The sequence below is a fragment of the Aeromonas sp. Y289-2 genome (assembly GCF_027705925.1).
GTDB classification, from domain to species: domain Bacteria; phylum Pseudomonadota; class Gammaproteobacteria; order Enterobacterales; family Aeromonadaceae; genus Aeromonas; species Aeromonas veronii.
On sequence record NZ_JAPDCH010000018.1, the window covers coordinates 40,752 to 61,783 of the forward strand.

18 protein-coding genes are annotated in these 21,032 nt (G+C 59.0%); 5 read left to right on the forward strand and 13 right to left on the reverse strand.

Features of this window, described 5'->3' with window-relative positions:
* Positions 1–31: 31 nt before the first annotated feature.
* Positions 32–1,153, reverse strand: a complete 1,122-nt coding sequence (locus OKC43_RS19560) for a branched-chain amino acid ABC transporter substrate-binding protein (RefSeq protein ID WP_005339442.1) — start codon at positions 1,151–1,153, stop codon at positions 32–34.
* A gap of 434 nt (positions 1,154–1,587) precedes the next feature.
* Here OKC43_RS19560 and OKC43_RS19565 point away from each other — a divergent pair, with 434 nt between their 5' ends.
* Both OKC43_RS19565 and OKC43_RS19570 read left to right on the forward strand, forming a co-directional pair.
* Positions 1,588–2,592 carry a substrate-binding domain-containing protein gene (locus OKC43_RS19565; protein ID WP_005357328.1) on the forward strand — a complete coding sequence of 335 codons (1,005 nt, stop codon included), beginning with the start codon at positions 1,588–1,590 and terminating at the stop codon, positions 2,590–2,592.
* Positions 2,593–2,843: 251 nt separating this feature from the next.
* Positions 2,844–5,108, forward strand: coding sequence for a methyl-accepting chemotaxis protein (locus tag OKC43_RS19570; protein WP_236272662.1), 2,265 nt, complete (start codon positions 2,844–2,846; stop codon positions 5,106–5,108).
* A 73-nt stretch (positions 5,109–5,181) separates the two neighbouring features.
* On the opposite strand, the gene OKC43_RS19575 is transcribed toward OKC43_RS19570, so the two are convergent.
* The 5 genes from OKC43_RS19575 to glyQ form a co-directional block, all read right to left on the reverse strand.
* Positions 5,182–5,676 (reverse strand): DM13 domain-containing protein, encoded by a 495-nt coding sequence (locus OKC43_RS19575; protein ID WP_236272660.1) that lies wholly within the window; start codon positions 5,674–5,676, stop codon positions 5,182–5,184.
* A 113-nt stretch (positions 5,677–5,789) separates the two neighbouring features.
* Positions 5,790–6,554 (reverse strand): EAL domain-containing protein, encoded by a 765-nt coding sequence (locus OKC43_RS19580; protein ID WP_236272659.1) that lies wholly within the window; start codon positions 6,552–6,554, stop codon positions 5,790–5,792.
* A 255-nt stretch (positions 6,555–6,809) separates the two neighbouring features.
* Complete coding sequence (locus OKC43_RS19585) at positions 6,810–8,111, reverse strand: DUF3644 domain-containing protein (RefSeq protein ID WP_100647144.1); 1,302 nt, start codon at positions 8,109–8,111, stop codon at positions 6,810–6,812.
* Positions 8,112–8,258: 147 nt separating this feature from the next.
* The gene (gene glyS, locus OKC43_RS19590) at positions 8,259–10,328 is read right to left on the reverse strand and encodes a glycine--tRNA ligase subunit beta (protein ID WP_236272658.1); all 2,070 of its coding nucleotides are present in this window, start codon (positions 10,326–10,328) and stop codon (positions 8,259–8,261) included.
* A 9-nt stretch (positions 10,329–10,337) separates the two neighbouring features.
* Positions 10,338–11,261, reverse strand: a complete 924-nt coding sequence (glyQ, locus tag OKC43_RS19595) for a glycine--tRNA ligase subunit alpha (protein ID WP_005339464.1) — start codon at positions 11,259–11,261, stop codon at positions 10,338–10,340.
* Positions 11,262–11,483: 222 nt separating this feature from the next.
* On the opposite strand from glyQ, the gene OKC43_RS19600 reads away from it, so the two are divergent.
* Positions 11,484–12,056 (forward strand): DNA-3-methyladenine glycosylase I, encoded by a 573-nt coding sequence (locus OKC43_RS19600; RefSeq protein WP_047434822.1) that lies wholly within the window; start codon positions 11,484–11,486, stop codon positions 12,054–12,056.
* A 129-nt stretch (positions 12,057–12,185) separates the two neighbouring features.
* Positions 12,186–12,842 (forward strand): OmpA family lipoprotein, encoded by a 657-nt coding sequence (locus tag OKC43_RS19605; protein WP_005339468.1) that lies wholly within the window; start codon positions 12,186–12,188, stop codon positions 12,840–12,842.
* An 81-nt stretch (positions 12,843–12,923) separates the two neighbouring features.
* Here the strand turns inward: OKC43_RS19605 and OKC43_RS19610 are convergent, their stop codons facing one another.
* The gene (locus OKC43_RS19610; protein ID WP_005355943.1) at positions 12,924–13,271 is read right to left on the reverse strand and encodes a RidA family protein; all 348 of its coding nucleotides are present in this window, start codon (positions 13,269–13,271) and stop codon (positions 12,924–12,926) included.
* A 22-nt stretch (positions 13,272–13,293) separates the two neighbouring features.
* On the reverse strand, positions 13,294–13,539 hold the full coding sequence (tusA, locus tag OKC43_RS19615) for a sulfurtransferase TusA (RefSeq protein WP_108613548.1): 246 nt from the start codon (positions 13,537–13,539) through the stop codon (positions 13,294–13,296).
* 169 nt (positions 13,540–13,708) lie between these two features.
* Between tusA and OKC43_RS19620 the strand changes: the two genes are divergently transcribed.
* Positions 13,709–13,900 (forward strand): hypothetical protein, encoded by a 192-nt coding sequence (locus OKC43_RS19620; RefSeq protein ID WP_005339471.1) that lies wholly within the window; start codon positions 13,709–13,711, stop codon positions 13,898–13,900.
* 75 nt (positions 13,901–13,975) lie between these two features.
* On the opposite strand, the gene OKC43_RS19625 is transcribed toward OKC43_RS19620, so the two are convergent.
* The 5 genes from OKC43_RS19625 to fadB form a co-directional block, all read right to left on the reverse strand.
* Entirely contained in the window at positions 13,976–15,214 is a 1,239-nt protein-coding gene (locus OKC43_RS19625) for an ABC transporter substrate-binding protein (protein ID WP_236272657.1), read from the reverse strand.
* Positions 15,215–15,218: 4 nt separating this feature from the next.
* Positions 15,219–16,664, reverse strand: a complete 1,446-nt coding sequence (locus OKC43_RS19630; protein ID WP_005357365.1) for an ATP-binding protein — start codon at positions 16,662–16,664, stop codon at positions 15,219–15,221.
* Positions 16,661–17,383 carry a response regulator gene (locus OKC43_RS19635; RefSeq protein WP_005339475.1) on the reverse strand — a complete coding sequence of 241 codons (723 nt, stop codon included), beginning with the start codon at positions 17,381–17,383 and terminating at the stop codon, positions 16,661–16,663. Before OKC43_RS19635 ends, OKC43_RS19630 begins: the two co-directional genes overlap by 4 nt.
* A 278-nt stretch (positions 17,384–17,661) precedes the next feature.
* Positions 17,662–18,825 carry an acetyl-CoA C-acyltransferase FadA gene (fadA, locus tag OKC43_RS19640; protein WP_265344162.1) on the reverse strand — a complete coding sequence of 388 codons (1,164 nt, stop codon included), beginning with the start codon at positions 18,823–18,825 and terminating at the stop codon, positions 17,662–17,664.
* Between the two features lie 21 nt (positions 18,826–18,846).
* Positions 18,847–20,994 carry a fatty acid oxidation complex subunit alpha FadB gene (gene fadB, locus OKC43_RS19645; protein ID WP_236272655.1) on the reverse strand — a complete coding sequence of 716 codons (2,148 nt, stop codon included), beginning with the start codon at positions 20,992–20,994 and terminating at the stop codon, positions 18,847–18,849.
* Between the last annotated feature and the right edge of the window lie 38 nt (positions 20,995–21,032).

Sequence of the window (21,032 nt, forward strand, 5' to 3'; positions counted from 1 at the left end):
GGGGTGAGCGTACTCACCCCCGATCGGCAGATTATTTGACTTGGCTGGAAGTACCGTCAGCGTGCCACTGGAACACACCGAATTCGAAGCCTTTCAGGTCACCGTTCGGTGCCCAGGTCAGGGGGCCCATCACGGTATCGATCGGCGCAGCCTTGATGGCGGCGGCAACGGCGGCCGGGTCATCTTCACCCGCCTTGGCGATACCGGCGGCCAGGGTTTGCACCGCGGCATAGGTAGTCCAGACGAACGGGCCGGAGGAGTCCTGACCCTTGGCCTTGAACGCCGCCACCAGCGGGGCGTTGGCAGGAACCAGATCGTATTTGTTCGGCAGGGTCACCAGCAGGCCTTCGGAAGCCGGGCCGCCGATGGCGGAGATATCCTTGTTACCCACCCCTTCCGGGCCCATGAACTTGGCTTTCAGCCCCTTCTCGCCAGCCTGACGCAGGATCAGACCCAGCTCAGGGTGATAGCCGCCGTAGTAGACGAAATCGACGTTCTCTTTCTGCAGTTTGGCGATCAGGGCGGAGAAGTCCTTGTCACCGGCGGTGATCCCTTCAAAGGCCACTACTTTCACGCCAGCCTTGTCGAGCGCTGCTTTGACGCTGGAAGCGATCCCTTCGCCATACTGCTTCTTGTCGTGGATAACGGCCACGCGCTGGGGTTTGACCTGCTCGATGATGTATTTGGCGGCAGTCGGGCCCTGATCGCTATCCAGGCCGATGGTGCGCAGGGTCAGCTGGTAACCGCGCTCGGTGATCTTGGGGTTGGTGGAGGCGGGGGTGACCATCAGGATCCCCTCGTCTTCATAGATGTCGGAGGCAGGCAGGGTGTTGTCGGAGCAGAGGTGGCCGACCACGAACTTGACGCCATCGTTCACCACCTTGTTGGCAACGGCCACCGCCTGCTTGGGATCGCAGGCATCGTCATAGACGACCGCTTCGATCTGCTTGCCATTGATGCCGCCAGCCTTGTTGATCTGCTCGACCGCCATCTTGCCGCCGGTGAACTGCATGTCCCCGTACTGGGCTACCGGACCGGTGACCGGGCCTGCGATACCGATCTTGATGGTGTCTGCCGCGTGGGCGATGGAGATCGATCCAAACAGAGCCAAAGAAACCGCTGCGCCAACTGTGATTTTGCTCAACTTATGCATTGATTCGTCCCTTAATCAGTGGATTGTTTCATTTCCGTGTGCCATTCCGGATCTACATCCCGTGCATCCGGCTATAGGTATGGTTCTATCATTCCTCACGGGGCAATAACAAGCTGTTAAAGATACTAACCAGAGGGGGCTTGATGGGTGGATTTTGAAATAAATGACCTGTTATTTTCGGCTAATCAGAGCTTAATTTTGATTTGTTGACTTAACATCTTGGTAACGAGAGGCGGTTCTGACAAACGCCAGAGGATTAATCTGGCGATATTTTACTCTAACAGTGCTCCCATTTTGACCAGAATCCATTTGCGCAAACAGAAATGAGCGCCTAAATTAGCCGGCATTGACAATTCCGTGGCAGAGCTCGTTAAAACCAAGCCTTTATTCGGGAAATCTGCTAATGTTCCGCCTTTGACAGTCAGGAGACAGAGATGGCCACTATCAAGGATGTCGCCTCGCGCGCAGGCGTATCCATCTCCACCGTCTCACATGTGCTCAACCACACTCGGCGGGTCAGCGAAGACGCGACCCAGAAAGTGATTGAGGCGGTGGCAGAACTCAACTACGCGCCCAACTCGGTAGCGCGCAGTCTTAAAATAAATTCGACCAAGACCATTGGTATGCTGGTCACCACCAGCGTAAACCCCTTCTTCGCAGAAGTGGTGCAAGGGGTTGAAGCGTACTGCTTCGAACAGGGCTACAGCCTGATCCTCTGCAACACCGAAAACCAGCCGCCTCGCCAACAGCATTACCTGAGAATGCTGATGGAAAAACGGGTGGATGGCCTGCTGGTATTGGGTACCGATATCGACACCCCGTTGCGCGACATGCTGCGCATCCACAAGAACGTGCCACAGGTGGTACTGGATTGGGGCACGGAGTGCGATTTCGCCAACGTCATCAACGACAACGCCCGCATCGGCGCCCGCATGGCCGTTCGCCATCTGCTGGAGCTGGGGCACCGCGACATCGTCTGCATCACTGGCCAGCTCTCCAAGCCGACCACCCAGCAGCGACTGGACGGAGTACGTGATGCGCTGGGCGAACAAGGTCTGACCCTCAAAGATGAACAGGTCTTTGAAGGGGATTACGAGAGCCAGAGTGGCTTCGATGCCATGCAGCGCATTCTGGCCCTGCAGCCTCGTCCGACCGCGGTCTTTGCCTTCGACGATCCCATGGCGATCGGCGCGATTTGCGCTGCCTGGGAAGCGGGAGTCAAGGTGCCGGACGATATCTCCATCATCGGCTACGACGATGTGGAGATGGCGCGCTTCTCCAGCCCGCCGCTGACCACCATCCGTCACCCTAAGGCCGAACTGGGCCAGCTGGCGGTGAAGCATCTGGTCAGCCGGATCCGCAACAAGGAGCTGGAAGTGGAATCGATGACGGTACAGCCCGAGCTGATCGTCCGTCGCTCGGTCAAACCGCTGCGTTAATCCGCACCCGTTGCCAAAACGAAAAACCCCCTCTGTCACGAGGGGGTTTTTGTTTATGGGCGGTTTACTTTCAACCTGTGGCTCGCAGTGCCGATCTCGGCCTTGTGAGTGAATATTCCCCCCGTTTGAGCTGCCTCGCATTTTGCTTGTTAATCGTTTGATCAATATCAACAAAGGGTTAAGTTCTGATGGACTCCCGACTTAACCGTTCCATCCTGTAGGTTGGATATGACTGTCAAGGATGGTGTCTTATGTTCCCCCCTCGCAAGCTGGGTCACCAGATCACGCTGCTGGCAATCGGCGGCATCGTATTGCTCGCCGTGGTGCTGCTTACCTTTAATCTGTTTGAAAATCGCCAGCGGGCGCTCGCGGCCGAGCAGGCTGCACTGCGTAGCCAGCTCCAGAATGTGGAAGCGGTGATCAAAAACACCAGCCATGAAACCGTGCTGGCGGCGACCCTGATCGCCCAGCGGCCGGATGCAGCCAAAGCGGTGGCCGACAAGGATTGGCAGACCCTCGCCAACCTCTTTGATCCGCTCTGGCCTGCTATCAAGGCGCAGGGGATCGAGCAGTTCCAGTTCCACCTGCCGCCTGCCACCTCCCTCTATCGGGTACACAAGCCGGAAAAACACGGTGATGACCTCTCTGCCATCCGCCCCACTGTGGTTGAGGCGAATCGCGAGCATCATGCCGTTGGCGGGCTGGAGATTGGCGTGGCTGGTACCGGTTTGCGCGGGGTGGTACCGGTCACCTTCAACGGGCAGCCGGTCGGTTCGGTGGAGTTTGGTCGTGCCCTGGATGAAAAGCTGTTTGGTCAACTGCTGAACAAGCAGGTGCAGCTCGCCATCTATCTGTTTGAGCAGGGCAAGCTGGTGACGCTGGTTGGTACACCCCGGCTTGGTGAGGCGATGGCGTGGTATCAGCCGGTACTGGCCGGTGAGGAACGTTTCGTCAATATGACGCAGCAGGGGAGTGATTTGCTGGTGATGGCGGCGCCCCTGCGTGATTACTCCGGCAAGGCGGTCGGTATCATCGAGTTGACCCGGGATCACAGCCTGGTCGCGGCCGATCTGGTTCGTCAGGGCTGGCAGATGGCGATCATCTCTCTGGTAGGGGCTTTGGTGATTGCCATGGTGATGGCGTTCGCACTCAGTCGTATCAATAGACCGCTGCTCGACAGCGTCAAGGCGCTGGAGGCGCTGGCCAATGGCTCCGGCGATCTCGGCAGCAAGCTGCCGGTGGCGGGGCCGGAGGAGATCCGCCGGCTCGGGTCGGCGTTCAATGGCTTTGTTGCCAAGATCCGCGACACCATCAGCCAGCTCACCGCGACTCTGGGCGAACTGGCTGGCGAGAGCGAGCGGCTGTCGCGCAGTGCGGCGGGCAACCTTGGCAGCATGACGCGCCAGCAGGAGCAGACCACCCAGCTCGCCACCGCCATGACCGAGATGACCAGCACGGTACACGAGGTAGCCAACAACACGGCACAGGCGGCCGAAGCGGCCAACGAAGCGGACAATCAGGCGGTCACCGGCGATGAGGTGGTGCAGCAGAGCGTCAACATGATCGAACAGCTGGCCGAGGAGATCGCCAGCGCGGGCAACACGGTGAAAGAGGTCGCCAAGGCCAGCGAGCAGATTGGCTCTGTGCTGGCGGTGATCCAGTCCATCGCCGAGCAGACCAACCTGCTGGCTCTCAACGCCGCCATCGAGGCGGCCCGGGCCGGTGAACAGGGGCGCGGTTTTGCGGTGGTGGCCGACGAGGTGCGCTCGCTGGCCGGGCGCACCCAGCACTCCACTGCCGAGATCCGCGGCACCATAGAGCAGTTGCAACGGGCGGTGGGCACCACGGTGACCATGATCGAACACAGTGTCTCGCGGGCGGGGGAGTCGGTGGAGCGGGCCAATCAGGCGGGAGAAGCCCTCGGCCGGATCAAGGGGGCGGTCAACAGCATTCGCGACATGAATACCCAGATCGCCGCCGCTTCGGAGGAGCAGTCCTCGGTGAGCGACGAGATCACCCGCAATATCGTCAGCGTCCACGAGATCTCCCAGGCCACCACTCTGGTGGCGCGGGATACCGCCCATATCGCCAGCCATGTGGCGACCCTGGTGGACAAGCTGGGGGATCTGGCCGGGCAGTTCCAGGATGGTTCCAACGTGCGGATGGTGCTGAGTCGCGCCCGCGCCGCTCACATGGGCTGGAAGACCCGGGTGCGTGCCTATCTGGATGGGCAGGAGGGGCTGTCGCGCAGCGAGGCGGTCAGTGACAAGGAGTGCCGCCTTGGCCACTGGTACTTCAGCGAAGGGCTGGCATGCTGCGGCGATCAACCCGCCTTCAGGGCGATGGCCGCCCCCCACGCCAGACTGCATCAGGTGATCCAGCAGGTTATCGAGCTGAAAAATCAGCACAAGCATGAAGAGGCGGAGGCGCTCTACCGCGAAATCGAGCAGAACTCAGAACAGGTAGTGGGCTGCATCGATCAGCTGCTGCAGGAGATGACCAAGCCGGAGCGTTAATGACGAAGGGGCGGATAGCCAAAGGGCTGACAGCGATGTCAGCCCTTTTTCATGGTGCGGGTCTGGGGCGAGGTTACTGCTCCGGGCGCAGATCCTGATAACGGGCGGCGGTGATGAACTGGCTGAAGGTTTCACACCAGACGATCACGCTGCTGTAGCGGGCCGGATCGATCGTGGCGGGCAGCGGCACGATAAAGTTGTCGAAGGTCTTCACTGGCCCGACTCGCACCATCTGATCCTTGAGGCGGGCAAAATCGGCTTCGGTCTCGACAAACTCGGGGGAGAGGTAGAGCTGGTAGTCCGGCCCGGGGGCCAGCTTGCCCATCAGACTGATGGCATCCTGCCCTATGCTCACCTTGCCTTCTCCCCAGTGCAGCCGATCGCTGTCTTTCAGATCCCGGCGAAAGGTGCCGTGGAAACTCGCTTGCTGCTGGCTGGCCGCTACCTGCTCGGTATCAGGGGCGGGTGGCGCGATCAGGATCGGCAGGGTGTAGACACCGGCGGCAAAGCCTGCCGCCGCGACCAGCAGATGGGTGCCCAGCAGCAGGGCCATGGTTTTGCGTTTCATGATATCTCGGTCGTTGATGAACAGGTGCCAGCATCATAGCAGTGGTGCTGGCTAAACCGCTTGTCATCCAGCGCTATGGAGCCGGATGTTTACGCAGCCGCGGTTGATATGGCTTACAGGCTGGCGAAATCTACTTCGGGCAGGATTTCGAAGCCGGGGCGGGCGAACAGGTAGCCCTGCATCAGGCTGATGCCCATCTCCCGCAGGCAGGCCATCTCTTCGCGGGTCTCGACCCCCTCCGCCAGCGGGGTGATCTGCAACTCGGCAAACAGGGCCAGACAGTGGCGCACTATGGCTTGCTGGGTCGGGTCCTGGTCGATGCCGCGCAGCAGGTGCATATCGAGTTTGACGATGTTGGGATGAAAATCGGCCAGCAGGTTGAGGCCCGAGTAACCGGCGCCAAAGTCATCGATCGCCGTCTTGAAGCCGAGCGCCTGATAGTGATCGACGATGCCGCGAAGATGCTGGCTATTCTGCACCTGCTCCACCTCGGTCAGCTCGAACATGATCTGCTCGATGGGGAAGAGGTGCTCGCGGGCCGCCTGCAGGGTGGTGCGAATGCAGCGCTCCGGGCGATAGACCGCATTGGGCAGAAAGTTGATGCTCAGCATCCCCTTCATACCGAGCCGTGCCGCCAGCGCGATGGCCTTGATCCGGCACAGCTGGTCGAAGCGGTAGCGATTGTCGTCGTTGACCCTGGCAATCACGCTCTGCGCCGGCTCGTTGTTGAGCCCCCGCACCAGCGCCTCGTAGCCGAAGAGGGTGCGCTTGCTGCAATCGACGATGGGCTGAAAGGCCATGGTGAAGTCGAAGTCGAGATCCGCCTGCTCCTGACACTGTTGGCAGATGGCGGGGGATGGGGCGGCTGGTATGTCCATGACGTTCCTCTGATTGGCCGTGGCGGCGCTGGGATCTGTCTCAAATGATAACAGCTCATTACCCCCTGTAGGTTCGATTAGCGAAGCGTAATCGGACGAACGAGAAGCTTTGATTGCGGTTGTTGCCGTGCAACAGGGGTGGCCAGCCGGAGGGGAAATTCGGCTGGCCGTGATGGTGGGAGAATCCATTTACGCTAACGTCCGATTACGCCTGACGGCTAATCGAACCTACGGGCTAGAGATTAGAGAACTAGGTTATTTTCCTTTTTCTTTTTTTGCATTTTTTAGGAAAGAATCGTTTTCAGTTATTTTCTTCACTGATTCTTGTATACATAAATCAGAGTATAAATGTCTATTCGAAATAGCTTGGTAATGGTGGAAGTCGTTATTGTTTTTCTTCCATCCTGTTTTTTCTACCAATGATAAAAAGCAGTGATTATTTAGTGTTGGTTTATCATTCTTATCTCGTGCAGGTAAACAAGCAAACAGCTTTTCTGTAGAGTAGCTTTCTTGCAATATTTTGTTTATTTCTTTGATTGCTACGCCTTGAGGATATGGATGTGTTTTCTCTGGGTCTACAGCTTTTTCTACAATTAATGCATTTCTTAAATTCTCTAAATCTTCTTTACTACCATTTGCGTTAGCAAGTATCTTAAGACCTGTGCTATCTTTTTTTGCATAGACGAGGGAAACATTTATTGGTATCGCAAAATCAATATCATTATTTTCCTCAATCTCATCTTGTAATGTTCTTGCTAGTGATAAAATTTCATCACAAGAGTCACCATATTGATCTCTGAGGATAGATATAGGAGGAATATTGAAGTCTCCAACAAGAGATAGCATTCCAGCATGCTGATAAGATAGAAAGGGAACCTCAGAAAATTCTTCGAATTGAGTTGAGTAATTAATAACGCCGGCCTGAAAAACTCTCGATGCTAAGCCTTGAATCTCTGGCATTAAAAGGTGAACAGCATTGTCACGCCAATCAGAAATTCTTTCGATATTTTTCCTGGTTTTATTTTCGGTGCTAGGAAATATTTTATCTAATGATTGGCGCAGAGATATAGTTTGCTTAATCCCTTTTTTACTCACCGTGGTATAAATTCCTTTTTCACCTTGGCGTTCGATGATGATAGCTTTTAGTAATTGTTCCCAAGCAGTTGAAAAGAGCATTACAAAACCATCTAATTTATTTTCTAGTGAAGGCCTGTTGTATAACTCTAGGGCTAGCATCATATTGTCTCGAGATTTTTTCAGTAATGCTCTCGCAAGATTGTTTTTACAATTATGACCCAGTTCCCTATAGTTTTTACTTTGAGACTGCTTTTTTCTAAATTCGGTGAAGTTTATATTTAATGTATTCTGTGCTTCAAATAAATCCTTTTCTACTTGAACAATAAAACTGCTTATCCACCCCTTTCCTAAATATGATTTAAATGTTGAAGATTTCCAACCAGTAGCAGATATTACATCTTCCTTAGAAAAATAAAGGTTGGCTTTTTGCTTCTCCTTTAAAAATTCATAGAATTTTTCTTGAGCTTTTATTTTGGACACGTGAACATACCCCTAAAATCATGGTGTTTTTTAAATAAACACTAGGTGTTTGATGTGTCAATAATGTAGTTCTATATGTATGACATACGTCAAAATAAAAAAGGCGCCTTACGGCGCCGTTTTTACTATCACTCAACCCAACCAAGATCACTGCAGCAGGGAGATATCCGCGACTTGCAGGAACAGGTTGCGCAGGTTGTTCAGCAGTGCCAGACGGTTGGCCTTGAGGGCGTCGTCGTCGGCCATCACCATTACCTCGTTGAAGAAGGTATCGACCGGCTCGCGCAGGGCGGCCAGATGGGTGAGGGCCGCCTGATAGTCACCGGCAGCGAACAGCGGGGCCAGTTCGGCTTGCAGTTCGGCAACCTGGGTGGCCAGCGCCTTCTCGGCGGCATCGACCAGCAGTTCCGGTTTGACGGCAGTCGGCAACTCGCCTTCAACCTTGGCCAGAATGTTGCTCACGCGCTTGTTGGCGGCAGCCAATGCCAGGGCGGCATCCAGCGTGCGGAAGTGGCTGACGGCCTTGACGCGACGATCGAAGTCGAGCGGACGGGTCGGGCGGCGGGCCAGTACGGCCAGCACCACGTCGGCACCGATGCCTTCGTCCTGATAGGCGGCGCGGAAGCGGCCCAGCATAAAGTCGACCACGTCGGTGACGACGGTTTTGTTGGTCAGCTTGTCGCCGTAGACGCGTACCGCTTCTTCAACCAGTTCAACCAGATCCAGATCCAGCTGCTTCTCGGTCATGATGCGCAGGGCACCGATGGCGGCGCGACGCAGGGCGAACGGGTCCTTGTCACCCTTCGGCAGCATGCCGATGCCGAAGATACCGGCCAGAGTGTCGAACTTGTCGGCCAGCGCGACGGCGCAGGCAACCAGACCGGACGGCAGGGCATCACCGGCAAAGCGCGGCATGTACTGCTCGTTGAGGGCCACAGCTACTGCTTCGTCTTCGCCATCGTGACGGGCGTAGTGCATCCCCATGACACCCTGGGTGTCGGTGAACTCGCCGACCATGTTGGTCATCAGGTCACACTTGGAGAGCAGACCGGCACGCTTGGCCTGAGCCACGTCGGCGCCGATGCGCTCGGCGATAAAGCCGGCGACGGTCTCGATACGCTCGACCTTGGCCTTGACGGTGCCCAGCTGTTGCTGGAACAGCACGGTTTCAAGGCGCGGCAGGCGGGAGGCCAGGGTCTGCTTGAGGTCGGTCTTGAAGAAGAACTCGGCGTCAGAGAGACGGGGGCGAACCACCTTCTCGTTGCCGCTGATGATCTGGCTCGGGTCTTTGGACTCGATGTTGGTGACGAAGATGAACTTCGGCAGCAGCTTGCCGTTCTTGTCGTAGACCGGGAAGTACTTCTGGTCACCCTTCATGGTGTGAACCAGCGCTTCAGCCGGCACGGCCAGGAACTTCTCTTCGAAGTTGGCGGTCAGCACCACAGGCCACTCGACCAGTGCGGTCACTTCTTCCAGCAGGGCGTCGTCCAGATCGGCCACGCCACCGAAGGCGGCAGCGGCCGCTTCGACGTCAGCCTTGATCTTGGCCTTGCGCGCCATGAAGTCGGCAATCACCATGCCGCGCTCCTGCAGGATCTGCGGGTACTGGCTGGCGTTGTCGATGGTGAATTCGCTCTCGCCCATAAAGCGGTGACCGCGGATGGTGCGGGCAGAGTCGATACCCAGAATGTGGGCGGGGACCAGCTCGCCATCCAGCAGCAGGGTCACGGTGAAGACCGGACGCACGAACTGGATGGTCTTGTCGCCCCAGCGCATCATTTTCGGGATCGGCAGCTTGGCCAGCGCCTGGCTAACCAGCTCACCCAGCAGATCGACGGCCGGACGGCCTTCGACCTTGGCGGTGTGAACCAGCCACTCGCCCTTGTCGGTGACCAGACGCTCGGCCTGCTCAACTGTGATGCCGTTGCCACGGGCCCAGCCTTCGGCAGCCTTGGTCGGCTTGCCTTCGGCATCGAACGCCTGCGCTACGGCCGGGCCGCGCTTCTCGACGCTCTTGCTCGGCTGTTCGCCGGCCAGCTCGCTCACCTTCAGCGCCAGACGGCGCGGTGAGGCAAACCACTCGACGTCGCCGAAGGCCAGATCGGCCTTGGTCAGTTCGGCTTTGAAGTTGTCGGCAAAGGCTTCGGCCAGGGAGCGCAGGGCTTTGGGCGGCAGCTCAGCAGTACCGATCTCTACCAGAAATGTATGTTGTGCCATGTCCGTTCCTTAACCTTGCTTGTTCTCACTGCGCTGACACATAGGGAAGCCCAGCGCTTCGCGGGAGGCGTAGTATGCCTCTGCCACGGCCTTGGTCAGGGTGCGAATGCGCAGGATGTAGCGCTGACGCTCGGTGACCGAGATGGCCTTGCGGGCATCCAGCAGGTTGAAGGAGTGAGCGGCTTTGAGGATGCGCTCGTAGGCAGGTAGCGGCAGCGGTTTTTCCAGTGCCAGCAGATTCTGGGCTTCCTTCTCGTACTGCTCGAAGCAGTGGAACAGGAACTCCACATCTGCGTGTTCGAAGTTGTAGGTGGATTGCTCCACTTCGTTCTGGTGGAACACGTCGCCGTAGGTGGTTTTGCCCAGCGGGCCGTCAGACCAGACCAGATCGTAGACGCTGTCTACGCCCTGAATGTACATGGCCAGACGCTCGAGACCGTAGGTGATCTCGCCGGTGACCGGCTTGCACTCGAGGCCGCCCACTTGCTGGAAGTAGGTGAACTGGGTCACTTCCATGCCGTTCAGCCACACTTCCCAACCCAGACCCCAGGCACCCAAGGTCGGGTTTTCCCAGTTGTCTTCCACGAAGCGGATGTCGTGGATTTCAGGATCCATGCCCAGCTCTTTCAGGGAGCCCAGATAGAGTTCCTGAATGTTGTCGGGGGAAGGCTTGATGATCACCTGGAACTGGTAGTAGTGCTGCAGGCGGTTCGGGTTTTCACCGTAGCGGCCGTCGGTCGGACGGCGGGACGGTTGCACGTAGGCGCAGGCGATGGGCTCCGGGCCCAGGGCACGCAGACAGGTCATGGGGTGGGAAGTACCGGCACCCACTTCCATATCCAGCGGCTGAATGATGGTACAGCCCTGGCGGGACCAATAGTCCTGCAGCTGCAGGATCAGGCCCTGAAAGGTTTTGACATCGAATTTTTGCATAATTTTTTTCGCGCGAAGTGAAAATCAGAGCAAGATTTACTGAATGTGAACCGAGGGAGTATACCGTCTGGCATGGTCGGATAATAGGCGAAATTGCAGCGGATTCGCGGGATGGTGCTGTGCCATGGCTGGTCGGGCGGGATGTCCGGTATATGATGTGAGCAGTGCCGCCTGCAGAGTGGGCAGGGTTGGGCAAACCGCTGAAATAACGAGGGAGAGGAAATGGAACTGCGCTGCGCCTGGGTGACCAAGGACCCGGAATACATTGAATACCATGACAAACAGTGGGGCAGGCCGGTCTATGACTCGCGCGAGCTGTTTGCCAAGCTCTGCCTCGACGGCCAGCAGGCGGGGCTGTCGTGGATCACCATCCTCAAGCGCACCGAGAGCTACTACCGCGCCTATGCGGACTTTGATCCGGTGCAGATTGCCCGCTTCGACGAGCAGGATGTGGAGCGGTTGATGCAGGACAGCGGCATTATCCGCAACCGGCTCAAGGTGCAGTCGATCATCAGAAATGCCCGCGCTTATCTGGCGTTGCAGGAGCAGGGGATCGACTTCGCCGACTACCTGTGGGGCTTTGTCGGCGGCGCCCCCATCGTCAACCAGCGGCAGGGCAACGGCGATATTCCGGCGACCTCGCCGGAGTCGGATGCCATGTCGAAAGCGCTCAAGAAGCTCGGCTTCAACTTCGTCGGCAGCACCATCTGTTACGCCTTTATGCAGGCGGTGGGGATGGTGAACGATCATCTGGTCAGCTGTCCTTGCCACGCCGAGTGTCAGTTACCGCGCTGACAACCCGCCGGTTGCCCAAAAAAACACCACTCTCGCCATCTGTTCAGGCTTGCGTCAGACAATGGCGTGCCAGCGCGTTACAATCCGGCCCCCGGCATGGTGCCGGATTGTTTTCACAGAGGTTTTTTCATGCGAGCCAAGATCCTGGTGCCTGCTCTGGCACTGACCGTTGCCCTGAGCGGCTGTACCACCAACCCCTACACAGGTGAATCCCAGACCTCCAAAGGTGCCTGGGGCGCGCTGGCTGGCGCCGCTGCCGGTGCGGCCGTAGGTGCGCTCTCCTCCAGCAAGGGTGACCGCAAGAAGGGCATCCTGACCGGCGTTGCTGCTGGCGCGGCGCTGGGTGGCGGTATCGGCTACTACATGGACGTGCAGGAAGCCAAGCTGCGCGAGAAGCTGCAGGGCACCGGCGTCAGCGTGACCCGCAATGGCAATGAGCTGATCCTCAACATGCCGAACAACGTCACCTTCGACAGCTCCAGCTCCCAGCTGAAAGCGGCCGGTGCCAACACCCTCTCCGGTGTGGCCATGGTGGTTGCCGAGTTCGACAAGACCCGCCTGAACGTGGTCGGTCACACCGACAGCACAGGTTCCCGCGACCTGAACATGAAGCTCTCCCGCGATCGTGCCGATGCCGTTGCCGCTCAGCTGATTGGTCAGGGCGTAGCAGGTAGCCGCATCTCCACCACCGGCGTGGGCCCGGATCAGCCGGTTGCTACCAACAGCACCGCCGCTGGCAAAGCCCAGAACCGCCGCGTGACCATTACCCTGACCCCGACCGCCTAAGTCGCTCAGGTTTCGGTAACGAAAAGGCCCCACCAGTGATGGCGGGGCCTTTTGCTATCTCAAGCTCAAGCCGGGAAAGGCTTAGACAGCTGCAGTCAGCTGCACTTCCACCTTGTAGCCTTCGTGGGCCAGACGGGCCTGTACACAGGCGCGCACGGGGGCGGTGCCAGCCGGGATCCAGGCATCCCACTGCTCGTTGAAGGCGGCGATGTCCTGAATGTCTTTCAGATAGATATTGGCCATCAGAATTTTGTCGACGCCGGAACCGTTGGCTTCCAGCAGGCGCTGCAGGCTTGCCAGCACTTCGCGGGTCTGCTGGTGGATGTCGGCCTCTTCGCTGACGGGCACTTCCACCACGTAGAGGGTGCCATTGTGGATGACCACGTCTGACCAACGCTGGGTGGTGCCGATTCGGGTAATGGTTGTCATGGAGTGCTCCGGTACGGGGGGCTTATTGACCCTTGCGGATCAGATAGCGGTAGGGGGCCTGCTCTGTCTCGCTGGCGACCAGGGTATGATCCATAAAGCGGCAGAAACTGGGGATGTCGCGGGTGGTTGAAGGATCGTCGGCGCTGACCAGCAGGGTCTCGCCATCCGCCATCAGCCGCACTTTCTTGCGAACCATCATAACGGGTTCCGGGCAACGAAGCCCGATTGCGTCCAACTCGTGGGTCGCCTCGCAGAATAAATCACTCATCTATTATCAACCTTCAACCTATTCGGCTGCCAATGATACTCAGGGCTAAAAAATAATCAAACAAACGACCCATTCACCAGCATATGTAACCGAAATGTTATTCAACCCTATCCAGCTTGCGCCGGACGAGTAATATAAAAATTGAACCATATTCAACAAGGAGGTGAATATGCAGGTCTCCTACGGCAGATTACAAGCCTATGCAGGCATGGGGTTCTTGTCCTTCGCCATGATAGTGATGGGCAGCCCGATCGGGAATACCGGTACCTGGTTCGGCTCCATGGTGATGGTCGGGTTGGGGCTCTGGATCGAGCTCAGCGATTACTATGACGAGGATGAGGACGAGAACGATCAATCCTGAATCGGATGACGATTCAACAACAAAGGCGGAGTAATTCCGCCTTTGTCATGTCTGCCGTTTGGCAATGTGCCCGGATCAGCGGGTCGAGCGCATCGCCCGCTCCAGATGCAGCGCCGTCTGCTCCGGGTTGGCCTTGGGGTCGTTGAAGAAGTTGCTCAGCACATCGAGGATTGCCTGCCGCATATTGGTCGGTGTCGCCATCCCTTCCGCCATGCTGGGCAGCAGGTTGTCCTGCTTTTCCGCCAGCAGGAAATCCTGATAGGAGCGGACGGCGCAGCGGTCGAACTTGCTCATGTCGGGATTGGTCAGAGCCGGGATCGACCCCTTCACCCGATTGAACTCCTCCTGGAATTGCGGCGTCATCAGCAGCTGGGCCAGATCCCCCTGCGCCTGCAGCTGGGCCGGATCCCGCTGTTTGAACATGGCGATGGAGTCGAGGTTGTAGCTGAACAGTCCGGCGCTGCCCGGGCTCGGCAGACAGGCGATATCCTCCCCCGGCCGGTAGTTGCCCGCGCTCAGCTCCCCCTTCACCCAGTCCCCCATCACCTGCATGGCGGCGCCACCGCTCTCCAGCAGATTGGTGGCCTGATGCCACTTCAGACCGGCGTATTTTTGCGGCACGTAGGCGCGCAGCTGCTGGAAGCGGGTCAACACCCGCACCATGTCGGGGCCGGTCAGGGTGGCGCTGTCCTGCTCGAGGAACGCCTTGCGATAGAATTCTTTACCCCCCTCACCGAGCGCCACCGTTTCAAACAACACTGCCAGCTGCCAGGGCTCGTTGCCGATGGCGAGCGGAGTGATGCCCCGTTTTTTAAGCTGGTCGGCGACGATGACAAACTGGGCCCAGTCGGTGGGCGGAGTCAGCTTGTTGCGCTCGAACACCTTGCGGTTGAGCCACAGCCAGTTGACCCGGTGGATGCCGGTGGGCACCGCCATCAGGGCGCCATTCTGGCTGAGGGTTGCGCGCACCATGGGCGGCATCTGACTGTACCAGCCGAGGTGTTCGGCCATGGGGGTAAGATCGCGCAGGAAGCCGAGCCCGGCCCACTCCTTGAGCTCGTAGCCCTTGAGGTGGGCCGCTTCGGGCGGGTTGGCCGCCAGTGCCCGGCTCTTCAATACCGTCATGGCACTCTTGCCGCCGCCGCCCTGCACTGCAAAGTCGTTCCACTGGTTGCCCTGTTTGGTCCACTCGGATTTGAGCACTTCGACCGCTTTCGCTTCGCCGCCGGACGTCCACCAGTGCAGTACCTCCACCTGGGAGGCGGCAACGGGAGCAGAGAGCAGGGCGATGACAGAAAAAGACAACCACTTCATAAGGTTACTGCCTTGGTAGGGAGAGCGTGGCCTGCAGGCCACCTTGCGGACGGTTTTCCAGCACCAGATCGCCGCCGTGGGCGTGGGCGATGTTGCGGGCGATGCCAAGACCGAGGCCGGTGCCGGCCTGATCGGTACTGAGCCGGTAATAGGGTTCGAAGATGCGCTCAAACTGATCGTCTGGCAGGCCGGGGCCCTCATCCATGATAAAGAGAATCAGCATCTCCTCGTCATCCATGATGATGATGCGCACCTTCTGACCGTACTTGATGCCGTTGTCTACCAGATTGCCGATGCAGCGCTTGAGCGCCAGCAGCTTGCCGCGATAGGGCCACTTGCAGTGCCCTTCGATGGTCAGCCGCTCGTCGTGCAGGTTCATCGACTCCGCCATCTGCTCAAGCAGGGCGTTGATGTCGATCTCCTCGATATTCTCGTGAATGTCGGTCTCTTTGACCGTCTGCAACGCTCCTTTCACCATCAGCTCCAGTTCGTCGAGATCCTTGTTGAACTTGGCGATCTGTACCTCGTCATCGAGCAGCTCGACCCGCAGTCGCAGTCGGGTGATGGGGGTCTTGAGGTCGTGTGAGATGGAGCTGAACAGCCGCTCTCTATCGTCGATATAGCGGCGAATGCGGTGCTGCATGATGTTGAAGGCGCGGGTGGCCGCCACGATTTCCGATGCTCCTTCCTCTTTGAGCGAAGGCTGATCGATATCCTTGCCCAGATTCACCGCCGCCTTGGCGAGACGGCGCAGCGGGCGGGTCTGCCAGCGCACCAGCATAAAGGTGAAAAAGCAGAGGAACACAGTCATCAGGGCGATGAAACGCACCTGGTTGCTCGGCATCACGGTATCGTCGAGGGTCATGTAGGGGGCGGGCAGCAGGGCCGCCAGATAGAGCCACTCCCCCTTTTCAATCTCGATCTGGGTCACCAGTACCGGTGGATTGAGCGGCTCCAGCGACAGGGTGTAGCGGGCCCAGGAGGAGGGGAGATCCGCCAGCAAGGTGTCGTTGTTGAAGACGTGGAGGTCGTCGGGGCGGGAGAAATCCACCTTGATCGCCATGGCGTCGGAGAGCTTGCGGGTCAGCACTCCCTGCACCTCCTCCAGCACCTGCGTCTTGCGTTCGCTGTCGGGGATGGCGTTGATGTGGATCTCTTCCTCGTTGAGCGAGACGAAGAAGCGGCTGCCCCCCATGTTGCGCAGCTGGTCCAGCGCGATATGGCGGTACTGCAGCGGCAGGGATTTGAAGAAGTTGACGGTGGAGGCGGCAGACATGGCGAGGTTGCGGGTGGTGCTGAGCATCCCCTCCAGCTCCCGCTTCTGGATCTGCTGCATCCAGATGCCGGTCAGAATGGTCTGGGAGAGCAGGATGGCCAGCAACAGCAGCAGGATCATCCGTGACAACAGGGAGCGGGGCACCAGCGCCCCCCAGGACCACTTGTTGCTCATGGCAGCTCGTGCACCTCGGCGATCAGCATGTAGCCACTGCCGCGAATGGTTTTGATGATGCGCGGGCTCTTGCCGTTGTCGCCCAGCTTCTGGCGCAGACGGCTGATTTGTACGTCGATGCCGCGCTCCATCGGCAGGCTTTCGCGGCCGCGGGTGGCATCCGAGATGGTGTCCCGATCCAGCACCACGCCGGGCTGTTGCAGGAACATGCCGAGCAGCATGGCGTCGCTGCCGGAGAGATCCAGCAGGCTGCCATCATCATGGGTCAGCTGGTGGCTCAGGGTGTCGAGGGTCCACTCGGCAAAACGCAGGCGGCGGCTCGGCTCTTTCTCTTTTTCCGGCTGGCGGAATTCGGCGCGGCGCAGCAGTGCCTTGATGCGGGCCTGCAGTTCACGGGGGCTGAACGGCTTGGCGATATAGTCGTCGGCGCCGAGTTCCAGGCCGATCACCCGATCCGCTTCGTCGGAGGCGGCGGTCAGCATGATGATGGGCACCTGGGAGTCACGACGGATCTGCTGGCAGAGGGTAAAACCGTCCTCGCCGGGCATCATGATGTCCAGAATAATCAGGTCCGGGCTGTGCTGGGCGAGTTGCTGGCGCATCTCGTTGCCCTCCGCCGCCGTCAATACCTGAAAGCCCGCCCGGGTCAGGTACTCATTGAGCAGCTCGCGGATCTCTTGGTCGTCATCGACGATCAGCAGTTGTTTGCTCATTGACATATGTATGTGCATCCACCCATTTTTTTGTGCAGATTGAACCTGTCGGGGGAGTAAAAAGCAAGCAAGCCCCCTATCTAATGTGAGGTTTAAGGCAATAACAGCCTATTGATAAGATTAAAACGAAAAAAGGCCGACCCAAACGGGACGGCCAACAGACAGCTTCTGACCACTGACGAGCACCCCGTGTGGCGATCGTCACAGACTTGAAAAGGGGCCAGTCAGACTGGCCCCGAAAAGGGACAACTCTCAGTAGTGCATCCCGTCGATCCGGCTGGTTATCACACCCGTTCAAACACGGTGGCGATGCCCTGACCCAGACCGATACACATGGTGGCAACCCCTAGGGTGGCATCCTTCTCCTCCATCAGATTGATGAGGGTGGTGGAGATGCGGGCGCCGGAGCAGCCGAGCGGGTGGCCCAGCGCAATGGCGCCGCCGTTCAGGTTCACCTTCTCGTCCACCAGGTCCTGCAGACCCAGATCCTTCACGCAGGGCAGGGACTGGGCGGCAAACGCCTCGTTCAGCTCGAACAGGTCGATATCACCGACAGTCAGACCGGCACGCTTGAGCGCCTTCTGGGTGGCCGGCACCGGACCGTAACCCATGATGGCGGCGTCACAGCCGGCGATGGCCATGGCACGTACCTTGGCGCGCGGCGTGAGGCCGAGGGCCTTGGCGCGCTCCGCGCTCATCACCAGCATGGCGGCGGCGCCATCGGACAGGGCCGAGGAGCTGCCGGCGGTGACGGTGCCGTTGACCGGGTCGAACACCGGGCGCAGCTGGCTCAGGGTTTCGACCGTGGTCTCCGGGCGGATCACCTCGTCGTAGTCGTAGAAGAAGCGTGCGCCGCTGGCGTCATGGCCTTCCAGCCCGACGATCTCCTTGGCAAAACGTCCTTCCACGGTGGCGGCGTGGGCACGGCGATGGGAGCGGGCGGCAAACTCGTCCTGCTGCTGACGGCTGATGCCGTGCAGCTTGCCGAGCATCTCGGCGGTCAGCCCCATCATGCCGGAGGCTTTCGCCACCGACTTGGCCATGCCAGGGTGGAAGTCAACGCCGTGGCTCATCGGCACGTGGCCCATGTGCTCGACGCCGCCGATGATGAAGATATCCCCATCACCCACCTGAATGGCGCGGGAGGCGTCGTGCAGCGCCTGCATACTGGAGCCGCACAGACGGTTGACGGTAACCGCCCCCACCTGCTTGGGAATGCCGGCCAGCAGCGCGGCGTTGCGGGCGATGTTGAAGCCCTGCTCCAGGGTCTGCTGCACGCAACCCCAGTAGATATCCTCGATCTCGTTCGGGTCGAGGTTGGGGTTGCGCAGCAGGATGGATTTCATCAGGTGCGCGGACAGATCTTCTGCACGCACGTTGCGGAAGGCGCCGCCCTTGGACCGGCCCATCGGGGTCCGGATACAGTCGACAATGACTACGTCTTTCATGAATGGATCTCCTTTCCGCAATCAGTAGAAGGTTTTGCCCTGGGCGGCCATCTCGCGTAAGCGGTCGCTGACGCGGTAGAGCGGGCCCAAGTCGGCATACTGGTCGGCCATGGCCACGTAGCGATCCAGACCAATGGTGTCCAGATAGCGGAACACGCCGCCGCGGAAGGGAGGGAAGCCCAGACCGTAGACCAGTGCGATGTCGGCCTCGGCTGGCGTGGCGACAATGCCCTCTTCCAGACAGAGCACCACCTCGTTGATCATCGGGATCATCATGCGAGCGATGATGGCGTCCTTGTCGAAATCCTGTTTCGGCTTGGCAATGGGGGCCAGCAGCTCGTAGCTAGCGGCGTCGGCCACCTTCTTCGGCTTGCCCTTCTTGTCCTGCTCATAGGCGTAGAAGCCCTTGCCGTTCTTCTGACCGAAGCGGTTGACCTCGTACATCACGTCGATGGCGGTGCGACCTTCCTTGCTCATACGTGCCGGGAAACCCTGTGCCATCACGTCGCCGGCATGGTGACCGGTGTCGATGCCAACCACATCCAGCAGGTAGGCGGGGCCCATGGGCCAGCCGAACTCCTTCTCCATCACCTTGTCGACGGCCGCGAAGTCAGCACCATCGGCAACCAGCTTGTTGAAGCCGAAGAAGTAGGGGAACAGCACCCGGTTAACGAAGAAACCCGGGCAGTCGTTGACCACGACCGGGGACTTGCCCATGGCGGCGGCATAGGCCACCACGCGGTTGATGGTTTCATCGGAGGTTTGCTCGCCGCGGATGATCTCCACCAGTGGCATGCGGTGCACCGGGTTGAAGAAGTGCATGCCGCAGAAGTTCTGCGGGCGCTTCAGCCCCTTGGCCAGCAGGGAGATGGGGATGGTGGAGGTGTTGCTGGCGAGCACGGCGTCTTCGCCAATGATCCCTTCTACTTCGCCCAGCACGGCGGCTTTCACCTTGGGATTCTCGACCACGGCTTCGACCACGACGTCCACATGCTTGACGTTGTCATAGCTGAGGGTCGGAGTGATGGCAGAGAGCACCTGGCCCATCTTGATGCCATCGATGCGGCCCTTTTCGAGCTGGCCGTTGAGCAGCTTGGTGGCTTCGCCCATGCCAAGTGCCAGCGCCTTCTCGTTGATATCCTTCATCACCGCCGGAATGCCCTTGCTGGCAGACTGGTAGGCGATGCCGCCACCCATGATGCCGGCACCCAGTACGGCGGCGTGGCCAGTGGCCTTAGCAGCCTGCTTGGCCGCCTTCTTGGCCAGTGCCTTGATGTGCTGATCATTCAGGAAGATGCCGACCAGTGCCTTGGCGACATCGGTCTTGGCCAGCTTGATAAAGCCCTGTGCCTCAACGGCCAGCGCTTCGTCACGGCCCATACCTGCGGCGGCCTCGACGGTTTTCACCGCAGTCATTGGCGCCGGATAGTGTTTGCCCGCCACGGCGGCAACCATGCCGGCGGCGGTGGTGAAGCTCATCATGGCTTCCAGTTTGGAGAGGCGCAGCGGGGCTTTCTTGGCGGCGCGGCGGCTCTGCCAGTCCAGCTTGCCTGCGATGGCGTCCTTGATCATCTGCAGCGCAGCGCTCTGCAGTGCATCCGGGGCGACCACGGCGTCGATGGCGCCCACCTTGAGGGCGTCATCGGCACGGTAATCCTTGCCGGTGGTGATCCACTCAAGCGCGTTGTCGGCGCCGATCACCCGCGGCAGACGGACTGTGCCGCCAAAGCCCGGCATGATGCCGAGTTTGGTCTCGGGCAGGCCAATCTTGGAGCTGGTGTCAGCCAGACGGAAGTCGGTGGAGAGGATGGTCTCGCAGCCGCCGCCCAGAGCGTGTCCCTTGATGGCGGAGAGGGTTGGAACCGGCAGATCTTCGATGGCATTGAAGATGTCGTTGGCCTTTTTCAGCCAGCCGAGCAGATCTTCTTGCGGCAGATCGAACAGTTCCAGGAATTCGGTAATGTCGGCACCGACGATAAAGGCGTCTTTGCCGGAGGTGAGGATCAGACCTTTTAGTTCACGTTCTTGTTGTAATGCGGCGATCGCTTCGCTCAGGGAGAGCAGGGTAGCGCGATCCAGCTTGTTGACTGAACCCGGGGCATCAAACCTCAGCTCGGCAATGCCGTTTTCGAGGTAGCTGACCGACAGGGTTTCGCCTTGGTAGATCATGAGAGTGTCTCCTTGTTCCCACTCAGTGGGGAGTGGTG